This is a genomic window from Bacillus cereus group sp. MYBK101-2 (genome assembly GCF_051918845.1).
Classification (GTDB): Bacteria; Bacillota; Bacilli; order Bacillales; family Bacillaceae_G; genus Bacillus_A; species Bacillus_A paranthracis.
Genome location: NZ_JBQAIE010000002.1, coordinates 99,826 through 115,012 on the forward strand (window position 1 = coordinate 99,826; position 15,187 = coordinate 115,012).

Below are 15,187 nucleotides of genomic sequence, written 5' to 3' on the forward strand. Positions count from 1 at the left end.
ATAAAAGTTTATCGTTTTGAAGGAGATATGGATAAAAGGAGTTTGAAGTATGCAAAATATAATTATAAAAAAACTGGAACCCGTATATGGAAAGGATAAAAAAACTGTAAGAACTGGAACTAGGGTGTTTGGAAATATAGATAAAGTTAATTGGATGAATGTGGTGAACTCGCCCCTTAGTAAAGAAGAAATTCAAGTATTTGAAGATGAGATGGAAACTGTATTTCCAGAACCATATAAATATCTACTATCTCTTATGAACGGAAGCTTTTTGGCAAATTTAGTTCGTATAGAAGGGCAGCCGAAAATTGGTGGTCTTTCTGATGAGGAAGAATATTTTCAACCGTTTGATTTGTATAGCTTTCAACAACTATATGCGTCTAAAAAATTCCTGATTCATATTTTGTCTTTGCAGATTCAATGGATTTGGGCACAATATATGCTATTAGCGAAGAGAATAGAGTATTAGAATTACATTTAAGAAGTAAGAAAGTTTTAAGAGATCTAGGAACCATGGAAGAATGGTTAGATTTATTATTAGAAGAGGCAATACGAATATAAGTAAATTTAATGAACGAATAAGGTGGTACAATTAAAACGAAATTCAGCTGGAGAAAAGAGTTTAGGTTTGAAGAAAATTAATTTGTAAAATTTTAGTGTAAAGTAATAATCAGTGGGGATTTTCTTCACTGATTATTACTTTAAGTTATTAGTAGAATGAGAAAGGATGTTTTTCTTGGAGTATCATAATAAAATAAAACAGCTTTTAGAGTGTGTAAATTGTTTAGAAGATAATGAAATTGAGTTAGATTGCGACGGAGAAGAAATTACAATAGAGTTATTTAATAGCGAAGAAATAGAAGAAGGACAGATTGGGTTCCGTATTACCAATGGTGGGGAAAGTTTAATAAGTGATGAAGAAGGATCTTGGCAAGAAGGTTGGATTGTAATTGGCTTAGATTCATATATAGGAGATCCTATTTTTGTAGATACTAAAGATATAGAGTGTGCGGTGTACACTGCTGAACATGGAGAGGGAATGTGGACTCCCGTGCTTGTAGCAGACAGTATAGAAAAGGTAATTCAAGTGGTTAAGGAGAAAAAAATTGCTGAAGAAGGTGATTCAAAAGGTCATTAAAAATGCTCTTTTGGAGACACCTTCTTTCTTTATATAGACAGATGGCTCGCAAACGTATCGCTTTGATTATGACGATCAAGGAAATGTTCGTACGTATACAGCTGGTAATGGTTCAGGTTCTACCTTCAACTATGACCATGCAAATAAACTTAAAGATTTAGTAGTAGGTACATCAAATAGTATTCTACTTTCTGAACGCTATGAATATGATCAATCAGGTACCCGTACGAAAATTAAACATGAAGGTGCGGGCGGAAAAGTAACAGAAACAAATTTTGTATACGCCCCGATTAACCAATTATTAAATGAAGCACTACCAAACGGAACAAGTAAATCTTACACATACGATGGATTTGGAAACCGTACGAGTGTGAAAGTTGTAGAGAATGGAAAAGAAACAAAATCTATAGCGGCAACATTCTAATAAGTTTTACTTCATATATGTCGCTCTTGGGTTACAAAATTAATATAGTGATATTCGTTTTTTTAGGAATTAGTTTGTTTTTAGCTGGTATTTTTGAAAAAGAAAAGTAAAGTCGATTCGGTGTATTTCAAAATCTAAACAAATAGTTTGATTTTGGGATACACTTTTTAATTTTGAATAACTTATTACTTCTATAATCTGATTTTTTATTGTATGTTGCTATAAACAGGCTCTTATATATTTACATAAGAACCCGTTTGCATGTGTATCACTGTTTTATGTACAATAAAAGAAAAGCATCTTATGAGATGGGGAGAGGAAAACCCATGTCCAATCAACAATTAGTAAATTTACGAATTGATTTCGCTTTTAAACAATTATTTGGTACAAGTGGAAATGAAGACATTCTAATTGCTTTTTTAAACGCAATGTTACGAGATTCTTTAAAATCGCCAATTGTTGCGTTACAATTAGAAGATCCACATTTGCATCGAGAACATGAAGAAGATAAATTATCGATATTAGATATTTTAGTTACATTAGATACAGGTACGAAAGTAAATATTGAAATTCAGTTGAATAATGCTCACAACATGATTAAGCGCAGTTTGTATTACTGGGGAAGGTTATACACATCCCAACTTCAAAAGGGAATGCCGTATAGTTCTCTTCGGAAAACCATCACGATTAATTTGTTGAATTTCGTTATGTTTCTTGAATATGAAGCATTCCATACAATAGGAATCCTATGGAATCAACAGCAACAGAAAGTATTGAGTGATGATATTGAAGTTCATATTGTAGAGCTTCCAAAACTTATGCAACAGTGGCGGAATGAACAAGTAAATCCCTGGGAGGATTCATTTGTTCGTTGGTTATTATTACTCCCAGCGAATGAAGATGAACAATTAACCCAAACATTGGAGGATATTGCAATGAACCAAGATCCGATTTTACAAAAAGCAATGAATAAATGGGAACGTATGAGTCAAGATTCTTCTTTTCGACAAGCGTATGAAGCAAGGGAAAAAGCTCTGATGGATGAGGCAGCAAAGTATGCACATGCCCGTAAGGAAGGGATTGAAGAGGGGAAAATACAACTCATTCGTGGTATGAGTAAAAATGGAATGTTGATAGAAGATATTGCAAAGTTTACAAATTTACGCATAGAAGAAATACGAAACATTTTACAAGTCTAAAAGAGTTATGAAAATAAGGGATGTAAAAGTGTTGATTTAACGACATTTTTACATCCCTCTTTACGAAAGTGAAAGATCTTGTCAATGGTGTAGAACGCACGAAGACATTAGCATTTGAAAAACGACACATGAAACAAACATCTCAAGAACCAATAGAACAACTCAATACTTCTAATTTTACACAACAATTCCCCGCTAATTCATTTACACTCTATGATGACAAATAGCATTGGAGCAATATATTCCTATAGGTGGGTGTAAAACATATTTTTTAGTAAAAAGGGATATTTATATGAAGAAAAAACTAGAGATATTGAAAAAAAAACTAAAAGAATTTTAACCTGGGACAGCAGAGGAAATGAATGGTGAAAATTAAATGAAAAATAATTTGTAGAAAGAAGAGCTGATATCGGCTTTTCTTTTTTATAAATATCTTATATAGCTGATTGTTATGCAATAAATGTGCTAGATGGAGACGTTTGGCTCTATTATTCAGAATTTCCTTTAGTTCAAATGAAAGATAAAAAATTTCATATGTCTTGGAATGAAATAAATGTAATTAAGGAAATACGGTCGGAAAGTTTTGCGGTTGCTCAGGACAAAGTAGTATTTATTACGCAAGATAAAAAGTTGGTTGTTTATGATTTAAATAATAATCATGTGCATGATGTGAATCTTCGTAATGAACTAGGAGAACCGATTCAATTTGTTGCTTATTATAGCCGCGGATCTGTTATGTATTTTCAGATGGATGATAGGCTGTATTATGTTGATACAATTAATATGTGAGGTGGTAAATATAAAAAGTGCACCCAACAATCTGGGTGCATTTTTTCATAACCGTTATATATTCCTCTTCATCAATTCCCCAACTTGCGTCGCAACGTACTCAACATCATTATCAATCTCATCCAATACGTAAGATTCCAAAATGCCCATGACAGCTGTTCCTAAAAACTTTAAGACGATGTGTGTATCAATGTTTTTATTTACGGATGTATTTGTGTTTAATTTTTTTTCTAGTTCCCCCATGATGAACGTTAGGAACTTTTTCTGGAATGATAATGTGCTGTTGCTTCTAAATAACGATGCGAAAAATGATTTGCGTTCTTTGAAGTATTCAAACCATATGACAGCTCCTTCTATATAGCCTTTTGTTTTGAATTGCACCTCTAATTGTTAGGTTTGCATCTAGCAGTTAGAGGTTTTTATTGTGAAGATTGCTGTGCTTATTATTTACGTTATAAGTGCATAACAAGATATAATAGAAGAAATGAATAAGGAGGCTAGTTGTGAAGAATCTTCGTTATCTCAATATATTTACGATATTAATTATATACACACTACTTATGTTTTACATTGGCTGGAACGGCTGGGTTTGGCTTCATGCGGTATTTGGCTGGGAGTCTTGGGGATATTACGCTTTCATAGTTGGCTTCATTTCGTATGCGTACATTCTCGTGCAAGTGTTTAAGTTTTTGCCTTTCCTACGAACGATAGGTTCAATTTGGTTTGCGGTTATACAATACGCGCTTATGTTATTGCCGTTAGCAAATATTACAGTCTTTCTTTTACAGTTTTCAGTAGAGAAAGAAGCGGCAATTATTTGGACAGGAGCGGCTGTATTAGCTGCATTTATTTTTATCTTTGCGTACGGAGTATTCAACGCATATAGCCCAGTAGTTAGAAAGTACGAGGTGCACATCCCGAAAAAAGTAGAGGGACGTAAAAGTTTACGCATTGCGATGGCTTCTGATATGCATTTCGGTAAATTATCTGGCGTTTCGCATTTGAAAAGGCTTGTTCGTCATGTAAATGAAATGGAGCCTGATATTATTTTACTGCCAGGTGATATTATCGATGATCATCCAGGTGTGTTCATTCAAAAAAATATGGGACATATTATGAAACAAATGACAGCTCCACTAGGCGTATATGGTGTGTTAGGAAATCACGAATATTACGGACGAGCAGTTCCAGAATTTTTACAAGAGATGGATAAGATCGATATTCGTATTTTGTTAGATGAAGTGATTACCATTGAAGATGCCTTTTATCTCGTTGGAAGAAGAGATAAAACAGAACGAGACCGCCAAAGTTTTGAAAATCTTATGAGTACGGTAGATAAAACGATGCCAGTTATCGCAATGGATCACCAACCCTTTGAGTTAAAACAAGCAGCGGATGCTGGCGTAGATTTACTATTATCCGGTCACACGCACCGCGGACAAATGGCACCAAACCATATTGTAACGAGAAGAATGTACGAACTAGACTGGGGATACGTACAAAAAGGTGCATTCCACGCAATTGTTTCTTCTGGTTTCGGATTTTGGGGACCACCGCTTAGACTTGGAAGTAGGTCGGAGATTGTGCGGGTGGAGGTTACGTTTGAATAAATTTATGTAATAGAGAGCTAATGGCTCTCTATTTTTACAAATAAAAAAAGGCTCCATATAAGGAGCACTCAATAAAAATAAATGAATTAAAACAAATAACAGACATGTATAATATACAATATTTATAATTTAATATCGATATATTTAGATTTAAAATATTAATTAGTTTCGATTTTATAAAAGAGGTATGATTATAAGAGACGGCTGAGATAAAGGGGGATTACAATTGATCATATCAGATGTACTATACGGAGAACTTGAAGTGGATCAAGTGTTAGAAGAATTAATTTTAAGTAAGTCTGTGCAAAGGCTGAAAGGCATTCATCAAGCTGGCGCAAGCTATTTAATAAATGAGAAATGGAATGTAACGCGCTTTGATCATTCAGTTGGCGTTATGTTGTTAGTGAAGAAACTCGGTGGTTCAGTAGAAGAACAAATTGCAGGTTTACTGCATGACGTATCACATACTGCTTTTTCTCATGTGATTGATTACGTTTTTGATAATAGAAATGAAAGTTATCATGAAGAGATATTTAGTTCTGTTGTGAAAAACTCAGAAATTCCAGCGATTCTTGCGAAGTATGGTTATAACTATGAAGATATTTTGTTAGATGATTCGAAATGGACGTTACTCGAGAGGTCAGCACCAGAATTATGCGCAGACAGAGTGGATTATACATTACGAGATATGTATACATATGGGTATGTTTCTTTAGAAGAAGTTCACAGTTTTTTAGAAGATGTCATCGCTGTAGATGGGAAAATGGTTGTTCAAAGTGTCGAAATGGCAGAATGGTTTACAGAAACGTATTACAAAGAAGTAATTGATTTCTTTATGAAACCAATGAATATTTACGGAAACGATATGTTAGCGAAAACGTTAAAGTTAGCTCTTCATAAAAAGGTTATTCATGCAGATGATTTCCTTCTTGAAGATGATGAGCTTATTTTGAAATTGCAGCAATGTAATGATCCAGAAGTACATGTTTTATTAAGCAAGGTCCATCCGAATGTAAAAGTAAAAGAAGATAAAAACGATTATGATTTGTATCAGAAAAATAAAGTACGTCTTATTGATCCGCCGTTACTTCGTGCAGGTGAAGTTATTTACTCGTCTGTTGTTTCAAAAAACATAAGGAAGATGAGTGAGGTCGCTTATGAAAAAGCGGTGAGAGGGATGTATGTGAAAGTGATTTCGGATTAAAAAGTAGAGCATCTAGGAGTGATGCTCTACTTTTTCACATCACTGATCAAACCAATTCCAAACCTCAATATCTCCAAGAGTCGCATAACGCACATTCGGTGAGTTTTGTAATTTTAATAACTCTTTCGACGGTCCGGTAATGACCATGCCGTATACTTTCACACCGTTATCTTTTACATACTCATAGCGCTTATCTAAATTCAGCTCTTTTTCAGGAGTCCGAGTAGCTTCACTCACAGTTTTTTTATGTTCAGAAAGAATGCGCATCATTTCGATTACTTGATCTTCTTTCGTCTTCGGTTGTTCGGCTTCACTATCAGGAAGATCTAAATGTTCTCGAAATCCGATAACCTCTCCGCTATGCAAGATAAAATCTTCTTCATCTATTCTTTCTTGTCCTGAGTCTAAAGCGTACCATATAGGAGTTGGCGGCATTTCTTGTGCTTCAAATGCGCTATATAGAATGGATTCGACTTCTTGTAAAGTGTAAACTTTATCGAAAGATATCGCTAATTCTGCAACGGTACCCTCATGTATCTTTCCAAGTGTATCCCAAACTTTTTTAGATGATTCTTTCAAAGAAGCTTCTTCCTTGATTTTTGGATGAACAAAGGAAAGTTTTTTGGAATAGGGTTTGTTTTCCCATGATTTATTTTTGACAGTTACAGATGATAAGAAACTACGCGTTGCTACTGTCCCAATTGGAAATTCTTTTTTGCCGACCGTTTTAAATAAATTCATTTCAGTTTCTGTACGGAAAAAGGGTTTAACCTTCGTACTACCTCCAGCGGAACGACTATTTGGAATGGTTGCTTCTAGTGCGAGTGCTGGAATTTCATCTACTTCAGTTAATTTTTTCATATTATAGAAGTAAAAAGCAGATGAAAAATGACCAACAAAATAGATTGCAATACAAACGGCAAGGAAAAAACTAACGGTTTGCCAACGCTGTTTCCATTTTATTTTCCAAAACGGGACTTTCAAATTTTGTGGTGGTAGTCTTTTCTTTATCGGTTCACTCTTCGCAAGCAATTCATCCAAATATACTTCACACTCTTCGCAAGTCTCGATATGACTTTCTAACTCTTCTTGTTCATCCTGCGTAAGCGTTCCGTTTTCATACTTCTCCCATAGTTTTTTAAATTCTATACAACCCATCCATATCACTCCTTTATGCTTTTCGTTTCTTTTCGTCCTCGGTGTAATTCAATTTTCACCTTCGCTAGTGAGAGACCAGTCATTTCTGCTATTTCTTTATATGAGAATCCGTAGTAATCTCGTAGTAACAGGACATTTCGTCTTTCAAGGGGAAGAGAAGATAAATTGTCTAACCAACTAGCAATCTCATGTTTTACAAAATAAGAGTGCTCTGTACTTGGTACGTTCGGTAAATGGAATTCTGTAATTGTCGTCGTTTTATATCTTTTTTCTTTTCGATACCAATCGATAAAGGCGTTGTAGGCAATTGTAAATAACCACGGCCTAATTTCTTCTCCTTTATAATAGTCAATATGGACGAGCATTCGGTAAAAGGTTTCTTGCATGAGATCTTCCGCATAGTGGGAATCTCCGGTAAGGGAGAGAAGATAGCGAAATAAATCGTGCATATGCTCGGAGTAAATGTCTTCTAATGATTGTTTGCGTTTCACTACATTTCCCTCCCTTCATACATAACAACGAAATACATATAAAAAAGTTACAATTTTTTATGGAATTATAGTAAAAAACGTCAAGAAGTGGATAGGATTCTCTTTTATCATAATACATATAAGGCGGGTGAACAGAGATGGAAAGCTATGAAACACAAATTCAAAGGTCCATTGATTATATTGAGGAAGATGTAATGGAAAAACAGACGCTGCGTAATTTAGCACGTATTGCAGGTTTTTCTGAGTCGCATTTTCATCGTGTATTTCAGGCATTAGTAGGTGATACAGTAATGGAGTATGTTCGAAAGAGGAGGTTAGCCCGGGCAGCTTATCAACTTTCTCATACGGATGAAAAAATTATTGATATCGCATTTGAGCATGGCTTTCAATCTCATGAAACGTTCACGAGAGCCTTTAAAAAATTATTTCAAATGACACCGAGTGAATATCGAAAACAAGAAATTGAAACGCCAATGTATTACAGCGTGAATGTAAAGCAAAGAAAATTAAATCCGTATTTAGGAGGCATACAAATGGAATATCGTATTGTAAATAAACCAGAATTTTTAGTGGCAGGTTATGAACTGAAGACGACAAGTAAAGAAGGGAAAAACCATCAAGACATCCCAGCATTTTGGCAAGAATATTTACAAAAAGATCTTGGAACGACAATTCCGAATCGTAAAGATACGAGCCAATGGGTAGAGCTTGGATTATGTACTGATTTTAATTTAGAAACAGGGGACTTCACTTATATTATCGGAATGGAAGTTACAGACTTTGAAAATGTACCAAATGAAATTGCAAAGCGTACGTTCCCAGCAGCGACATATGCTGTGTTTACAACGCCGAAAGTTCCTCATGAAGAAATGGTATCGTCTATTCACCAAACGTGGAATGCTGTTTTCTCAGAATGGTTCCCGCATTCAGGCTATGAACATTGCGGCGTTACAGAGTTTGAATTATACGATGAGCGTTGTCACGAAGATAAAAGTGAGTTCGCTCAAGTAGAGCTTTGGATACCGGTGAAGAAGAAATAATAGAAAGAAAAGCGAGCCACTGAGTGGTTCGCTTTTATCATATAGGTTGCGGTATATGCCGATTTTTGTCGGTAAGTCGATATATCTTGAAAATCGCTGATATATTTTGAGTTGCGCTGATATATTTGAAAAATCGCTGATATAATTCGAGTTGCGCCGATATATTCAGAAAATCGCCGATATAATTTCAATTACCGACTCCCAAGAAAAAAGAAAAGACGCCACATAGCGCCTTTTCTACGAACGAAACGGAAACACAAGTATAATTGTCGTTCCTTTTCCAAGTTCGCTATCGATAGAAATCGTTCCGTTATGAGCATGAACGAGCTGCTTTGTAATAGCGAGGCCAAGTCCCGTTCCGATGTTGCTTTCTTCCGTATTTGTTCCTCTGTAATATCGCTCAAATAGAAGTTCTTTCGTTTTATCATCCATTCCTTTTCCATTATCTGAAATAGATAGTGTAAATGAAGTAGCGTTTTGCGAAAGTTTTACGATGACATTAGTCGTTTCATTATTATGTTTTACAGCGTTTACGAGTAAGTTTTCGATAATACGCTGGAACCATTTTTCTTCAATGAAATATTGAATTTTATTTGAGCTTGGTACGAATTCAATATTTTGATTTTGAAGTGTCGGATTATTAATGAATTGTAATAATACTTTTTGAACGAATTGATTCATTTCAATGTTTACGTGCTGCGCAGGAAGACTGTTATTTTTTAATTGATACGTTAAGCTTAAGTCATCGATTAATGTCGTCATATATTGCGATTTCTCTTTCATAACGCTGCCGAATTGTTGAATGTCACGATCAGTCCAGTTGTACTGCTTTGATTCTAGTAATAATGCGTAGCCATATATAGAGCTAAGTGGTGTTTTTAAGTCATGGGTGAGACCGGTAATCCATTCTTCACGAGTTTGCTGCAGTACTTGCCTCATCGCATCATTTTTTTTGAGTGTAATAGAAAGGTGCTCTAGTGAATTTGTAACATCGCTAAATAAGCGGAATGACCATTTTTCTTTACCAGATTTCCTGAACCTAATAGGTTTTCCTTTTTTACTAACAGGCTCTTCGTACTTTCCACCAGCTATATTTTTAAGCCAGCGCATCGCATGTAATAACGGTTTTCCAAATTTATTACCGTACCAAATAGAAAGAATGACTAAATAAACAAATACGATAAGAAGGATTAATCCGCATCCGATTAGAAACTTTTTAGCAAATACATCGTCTATTTCATCATCTGGGTAGTAGTACTCATTTTTGGCAGTTACAACGAGAAGATGATTGCTATTTGTGTCATAAAAGCTAGACGTGTTTTCCTTATGATTCCACGGCTCTTTTTCGCTAAGAGCGGCTTGTATAACAGAAAATGTTTTTTTCTTTCCGTTTGGATAGGAGAATACTTCTTCGCCAACGCTATTAAAAACTTGAAGTGTTGCTTTTTCTTTAGAAAGTAACTGTTTTTCTTCTTCTGTTAATGTGAACGAATCTGTAGATACAGAAGGGTGCGTTTTCTGGATTGTTTTTAGTAATGCATTGCTTTTTAACATACCACCGTAAATAACAAGTACGTTTTTTTCTTCTAATTCAATTTCCCAATATGTAAATGTATAAGGACTTTCTATGTGATTCTGTATATACGAGAATAAAGATGCTTTCGTATAAGATGTCGGTACGTCACTAGGTGTATTAAAGTGATAGAGAACTTTTCCGTTTTCCTCTACAACTTGAATCCAATCATTTTTCTCTTTAATTAAGTCTTTTACTTCAGCTTTCACCGAAATATCGCCATCTTCTGAAGAAATGTATCTTGCAATCATAAAATTTTCAGCATCTGGAATGTTCGGTTCGTATGAAGTACTCGTAACAAGAAAAATTAAATACGTGAATGCAGCTACTACAGCAATCAGTAATGTAACTAAAACAAATACGTGTTGCATGATAAACTGGATAATAAGTCGTTTATTAAAGTTCATATCGTCACCCTACTTTGTAATGAACTTATAGCCAAGCCCGCGAACGGTTTTTATATATTCTGGTTTACTTGGGTCTTGTTCGATTTTTTCACGTAGTTTTCGAATGTGGACCATAACGGTATTGTCATCGCCATTGTAGGCAGGTGCTCCCCAAACTTTCTCGTATATTTCTTCTTTTGAAAATACGTAGTTCGGATTCTCGCAAAAGAAGAGTAATAGCTGAAATAGCTGGGCGGAACATTCGACAACACGCCCATTTACTGTAAGCTCTGCGGAATATCGATCAATTTCAAATCTGCCAAATGAACTAGAGTGTGCTTTTTGTTCGTGTGGCATGACTTGCTTCATATGTCTTCGGAGTTGTGCTTTCATACGAGCTACCACTTCAAGTGGGTTAAATGGCTTCGTAATATAATCATCTGCACCGTGTGAAAATCCAGATATTTTATCTAAATCAGATGTTTTAGCTGTGAGGAAGAAGATAGGGCAATCTGTTTTTTGGCGAATGATTGGACAAATATCAAAACCAGATTGTCCAGGAAGCATGACATCTAAAATAATTAAATCGTAATCGTTTTGCTGAGTAAGAAATAAAGCCATTTCAGCGGATGTTGCAGTTGTAATATGAGAAAAACCTTCTTTTTCAAGAATGGTAGTTAATAATTGTAAAATTGCTGTTTCATCATCAACGAGCAAAATATTTGCTTCATACATAAAAAATCCCTCCTAATTTCCTCGAATATCATATCATCTTTCGGTAACTTATGGAATTTTTAAGGAAATTTTAAGGTTTTCTTTCTCAAAAAATTAAGAATCAAATGATATGATAAAAGTAACATAGGGGAGGAGATGAGTGTGAATCCGTTTCAAACGATGCGAGCTAGATATTTTTTAATTGTATTTGCACTATTAACTGTAGTTGCAAGAGCCAGTAATGAATTGATAGAAAATACATTTCATATGCAAAATTCTACTTTTATAAATATTCTTATATTCTATATCCTGCCGATTACTTGGATTTATTTTGATTATAAAAAACACCGTGTTGCATTTTCATTATTTATTAATAGAAATGAAACATTTAACCTGGTGCAAGTTTTATACATTACGATCATGTTATGCGTGTTTAGTTATGGATATCTTATTTTGTACATGTATAGCTTTGCATGGATTACACCGACATTTATTATGAACGCATTACGCGAACCGATTATGGATAGCACTGGAGGATATGTTTATCAAGTTATTATGGTCGTATTCATCGCACCAATTATTGGGGAATTTGTTTTTCGCGGATTTTTACTGCAACGCTTCGCAGCAAAATGGGGAACGAGTATAGCAATCATTGTTGTAGCAATATTGTTTGCATTGTTACATGTTGATTTCCTAGGTGCAATTGTATTTAGCGTTGTACTATCAATCGTATATATTCGTACGAATAGTTTACTCATGCCAATCGCTATTCACATGTTAAACAATGCATTTGTAATCGGTGCTTCTTTTTTAATAAATAAAGAAGAGATAATGAGTTTTGCAGATTTCTCAAATTATACGACGTTCTTTCCAGGACTTATTATTTTTATAACAGGATTAAACTTAGTACTCATCTTTTTATTTGTTAACCGCAAATATTGGAGTAAAGAAATGCCCGCTATATATGTAGAGCAGGAAAAAAGCTTTTCAGACGTAGTGGGGAGTAAATGAGATGAAGAAGACGATTGAAAAAATATTGAAAGACATTATAGATGCTACGTCTCTTACAGATATGTGTGATAAAAGCGTTTGTCATTGGGTGCAACCTGTAGTAGATACGATTGTGTTTCCAGAGTATTACTTATTTTCTAGTACTCATGTAAAAGAAAATATTATTTCTCTTCTTATTGTGTTAGGGGTTTTACTACTATTTGGTTTAATTGTAGAAGAAATGATGAAGCGCATCTTCAAAAAAAATGAAGAGAAGTATATGTGGGTTCATAAAGTATTCGAGAAAGTAATAGTGGCTTTCCTTTTGTTTTACCCCACTTTAATGGGCAGTAAGATCCCCAACTCAAAATGCAGCGAAAGCAAAGAATTTAGGTGGGGGATCAACTGCCCATAAAAGTCCGATTGGTTCAACTAATAATCAGTGGGGGATGAAGAAAACCCCCACTGATTAAAGTTTCACTTTATAGTATGAAAACAATCATTTACTTTATAGCTTTGAAACATCATTCATTCTAAATTTGAAAGGGATGTATAAAATTATATGAATGAAACGATATCATCAAATAAGTTTTTTTATTTGATTTTGCTTAGTATAGTGCTGATCACGACAGTCAATGTTATTCTTCGCTGGGAGGAAGCTTATTTCTTTATATATTTAGCACTCCATTTGTTAGGAATATTATGTATAAGCGGCGGAATAGTTGCTGAAAAAAAGAGTGAAGAAAGCGTTAATTATATGTGTGTGACCGGTCTTATTTTACTTTTAGCAGTGCAAGGTATTATGAAATATAGTTCTTTTTCTTTACAAGATTTTAGTTTATTAGTGGATGTACTTCCTTAAGGAGGCAAGTTATGTTATCTAAGAAGCAAATAGGATATGTACTAGTTTTAATTGGATTTTTTACGCTTATTGTAACGACGTTATTTTTTCAGGACTATGAATATATACGCTATATAAAAGGCGTTGGTTTAATATGCTGGGTTGTAAGTACGTTTCTTATCCCAGAGTATGAACCGAAGAAAGTGTCTAAAGGTAGGTAAAACTCTTCTTTATGTAGAAGAGTTTTTTTATGTAAATAGAGGGTTCTTGAGCAATTTGCATAATAAGCTTGTTCTAATTTAGCATGTACGAACTTACAATAATAATAGACAGGCAGCATAGAGGAGGGAATAGCGTGAGGAAGGTTATTGGGTGGTCGCTTTTTTTGTACGTTGTATTTGCGTTATTTATATATTGGTATTTATTTGGATGGAATCATGAACTGGTTCCGGACATGTATAAAGGAACGAGTGCAGATCCAGAAACGTTTATGAATGCAAGAGAGCTTACGCTAAGCCAAGATTATTCGCGCGTGAAAAATTTATTGTATTTTTTAGCGACGCCTCTTGAATGGATTATTTTATTATTTGTACTTGTGCTCGGTATTTCAAAAAAGTTTGAGAAATGGTCGAAGGAAACGACGAAAATAAGTGTCCTGCAAGTTGCGATTTATTTCTTTTATTTATCATTACTTACAACAGTTCTTGCCCTGCCAATGCAATGGATTAGCCGAAAAGTTTCTGTTGATTACGGTATTTCAACGCAAAGTACACAAAGCTGGATAAAAGATCATGTTATCGGTTTTTGGGAAAGTTATGCAACTATGTTAATTGTAGTTACGGTTCTTCTATGGCTTATTCGCAAATTCCCGAAGAGATGGTGGTTAGCAGGGTGGGCACTCTCTGTTCCGTTTACAATCTTTTTAACATTCATACAGCCTGTCGTGATTGATCCACTTTATAACGACTTTTCTACGCTGAAAAATAAAGAATTAGAAACGAAAATTTTAGCGATAGCAGACAAAGCGGACATTCCTGCTAAACACGTGTATGAAGTAAATATGTCAGAGAAAACGAATGCGTTAAATGCATATGTAACAGGAATTGGCCCTAACGCTCGTATTGTAATGTGGGATACAACGCTTAAGCAATTAAAAGATAAAGAGATTTTATTTATAATGGCCCATGAAATGGGGCATTATGTTATGAAACATATATATTGGGGCGTTGCCAGTTATGTGTTGCTATCGTTTATAGGAATGTACCTCATTAGTCGTATTATAAATATGTGTATTCGAAAATGGGGGGATACGCTGCAAATTTCAAAAGCAGCATGTTTCTCAATTTTACCGTTATTTTTCTTAATTTCTTCTGTACTCTCTTTTGTATCACAGCCAGCAACAAACTATGTTTCTCGTATAGAAGAACGAGCGGCAGATCAATACGCTCTAGACATGACGAAGGACGGAAAATCTGGTGTAAAGACGTTTCAATATTTATCAAAAACGAGCTTAAGCCAAGTAAATCCGCCTGCGTTAGTAAAGTTTTTCTTATATACACACCCACCAATTTTTGAAAGAATTCATGCGTTTGAACAATATGAAAAAGAAAAGAAGCAGTAGTGTACTGCT

15 protein-coding genes and 3 pseudogenes are annotated in these 15,187 nt (G+C 34.7%); 13 read left to right on the plus strand and 5 right to left on the minus strand.

Going from position 1 to position 15,187, the window contains the following annotated elements:
• Nucleotides 1-49: 49 nt before the first annotated feature.
• The 5 genes and pseudogenes from ACTFSI_RS05760 to ACTFSI_RS05780 all read left to right on the plus strand — a co-directional run.
• Nucleotides 50-561 (plus strand): annotated as a pseudogene (locus ACTFSI_RS05760) (SMI1/KNR4 family protein).
• A gap of 166 nt (nucleotides 562-727) precedes the next feature.
• On the plus strand, nucleotides 728-1,138 hold the full coding sequence (locus ACTFSI_RS05765; protein WP_396021602.1) for a hypothetical protein: 411 nt from the start codon (nucleotides 728-730) through the stop codon (nucleotides 1,136-1,138).
• Nucleotides 1,139-1,175: 37 nt separating this feature from the next.
• Nucleotides 1,176-1,559, plus strand: a pseudogene (locus ACTFSI_RS05770) (hypothetical protein); the annotation flags it as partial.
• A gap of 329 nt (nucleotides 1,560-1,888) precedes the next feature.
• Nucleotides 1,889-2,761: an Rpn family recombination-promoting nuclease/putative transposase gene (locus tag ACTFSI_RS05775; protein ID WP_429690287.1), complete on the plus strand. Its 873-nt coding sequence runs from the start codon at nucleotides 1,889-1,891 to the stop codon at nucleotides 2,759-2,761.
• A gap of 438 nt (nucleotides 2,762-3,199) precedes the next feature.
• Nucleotides 3,200-3,550: pseudogene (locus ACTFSI_RS05780) on the plus strand (hypothetical protein); the annotation flags it as partial.
• A 54-nt stretch (nucleotides 3,551-3,604) separates the two neighbouring features.
• Here the strand turns inward: ACTFSI_RS05780 and ACTFSI_RS05785 are convergent.
• Nucleotides 3,605-3,931 (minus strand): TetR-like C-terminal domain-containing protein, encoded by a 327-nt coding sequence (locus tag ACTFSI_RS05785; protein ID WP_265153352.1) that lies wholly within the window; start codon nucleotides 3,929-3,931, stop codon nucleotides 3,605-3,607.
• A gap of 122 nt (nucleotides 3,932-4,053) precedes the next feature.
• Here ACTFSI_RS05785 and ACTFSI_RS05790 point away from each other — a divergent pair, with 122 nt between their 5' ends.
• Nucleotides 4,054-5,160, plus strand: coding sequence for a metallophosphoesterase (locus tag ACTFSI_RS05790; RefSeq protein ID WP_070805454.1), 1,107 nt, complete (start codon nucleotides 4,054-4,056; stop codon nucleotides 5,158-5,160).
• Nucleotides 5,161-5,386: 226 nt separating this feature from the next.
• A complete protein-coding gene (locus tag ACTFSI_RS05795) occupies nucleotides 5,387-6,364 on the plus strand; it encodes an HD domain-containing protein (protein ID WP_044792683.1) in 978 nt (325 codons plus the stop codon).
• A 39-nt stretch (nucleotides 6,365-6,403) separates the two neighbouring features.
• On the opposite strand, the gene ACTFSI_RS05800 is transcribed toward ACTFSI_RS05795, so the two are convergent.
• Nucleotides 6,404-7,522: an anti-sigma factor gene (locus tag ACTFSI_RS05800; RefSeq protein WP_197225358.1), complete on the minus strand. Its 1,119-nt coding sequence runs from the start codon at nucleotides 7,520-7,522 to the stop codon at nucleotides 6,404-6,406.
• A 5-nt stretch (nucleotides 7,523-7,527) separates the two neighbouring features.
• Nucleotides 7,528-8,013 (minus strand): RNA polymerase sigma factor, encoded by a 486-nt coding sequence (locus tag ACTFSI_RS05805; RefSeq protein ID WP_000823976.1) that lies wholly within the window; start codon nucleotides 8,011-8,013, stop codon nucleotides 7,528-7,530.
• Between the two features lie 137 nt (nucleotides 8,014-8,150).
• On the opposite strand from ACTFSI_RS05805, the gene ACTFSI_RS05810 reads away from it, so the two are divergent.
• Nucleotides 8,151-9,053, plus strand: coding sequence for an AraC family transcriptional regulator (locus tag ACTFSI_RS05810; RefSeq protein ID WP_061659211.1), 903 nt, complete (start codon nucleotides 8,151-8,153; stop codon nucleotides 9,051-9,053).
• 237 nt (nucleotides 9,054-9,290) lie between these two features.
• On the opposite strand, the gene ACTFSI_RS05815 is transcribed toward ACTFSI_RS05810, so the two are convergent.
• Together ACTFSI_RS05815 and ACTFSI_RS05820 are read right to left on the minus strand one after the other, a co-directional pair.
• Nucleotides 9,291-11,033 carry a sensor histidine kinase gene (locus tag ACTFSI_RS05815; RefSeq protein ID WP_001010469.1) on the minus strand — a complete coding sequence of 581 codons (1,743 nt, stop codon included), beginning with the start codon at nucleotides 11,031-11,033 and terminating at the stop codon, nucleotides 9,291-9,293.
• A 9-nt stretch (nucleotides 11,034-11,042) separates the two neighbouring features.
• Entirely contained in the window at nucleotides 11,043-11,747 is a 705-nt protein-coding gene (locus ACTFSI_RS05820; RefSeq protein ID WP_440045272.1) for a response regulator transcription factor, read from the minus strand.
• Nucleotides 11,748-11,882: 135 nt separating this feature from the next.
• On the opposite strand from ACTFSI_RS05820, the gene ACTFSI_RS05825 reads away from it, so the two are divergent.
• The 5 genes from ACTFSI_RS05825 (at nucleotide 11,883) to ACTFSI_RS05845 (ending at nucleotide 15,178) form a co-directional block, all read left to right on the plus strand.
• Nucleotides 11,883-12,737 carry a lysostaphin resistance A-like protein gene (locus ACTFSI_RS05825; RefSeq protein ID WP_440045273.1) on the plus strand — a complete coding sequence of 285 codons (855 nt, stop codon included), beginning with the start codon at nucleotides 11,883-11,885 and terminating at the stop codon, nucleotides 12,735-12,737.
• A gap of 1 nt (nucleotide 12,738) precedes the next feature.
• Nucleotides 12,739-13,131, plus strand: a complete 393-nt coding sequence (locus ACTFSI_RS05830) for a hypothetical protein (protein ID WP_440045274.1) — start codon at nucleotides 12,739-12,741, stop codon at nucleotides 13,129-13,131.
• Between the two features lie 147 nt (nucleotides 13,132-13,278).
• Complete coding sequence (locus tag ACTFSI_RS05835) at nucleotides 13,279-13,578, plus strand: hypothetical protein (protein WP_440045275.1); 300 nt, start codon at nucleotides 13,279-13,281, stop codon at nucleotides 13,576-13,578.
• An 11-nt stretch (nucleotides 13,579-13,589) separates the two neighbouring features.
• Nucleotides 13,590-13,778, plus strand: coding sequence for a hypothetical protein (locus ACTFSI_RS05840; protein ID WP_044792689.1), 189 nt, complete (start codon nucleotides 13,590-13,592; stop codon nucleotides 13,776-13,778).
• 134 nt (nucleotides 13,779-13,912) lie between these two features.
• Nucleotides 13,913-15,178: a M48 family metallopeptidase gene (locus ACTFSI_RS05845; protein ID WP_440045277.1), complete on the plus strand. Its 1,266-nt coding sequence runs from the start codon at nucleotides 13,913-13,915 to the stop codon at nucleotides 15,176-15,178.
• Nucleotides 15,179-15,187: the final 9 nt, after the last annotated feature.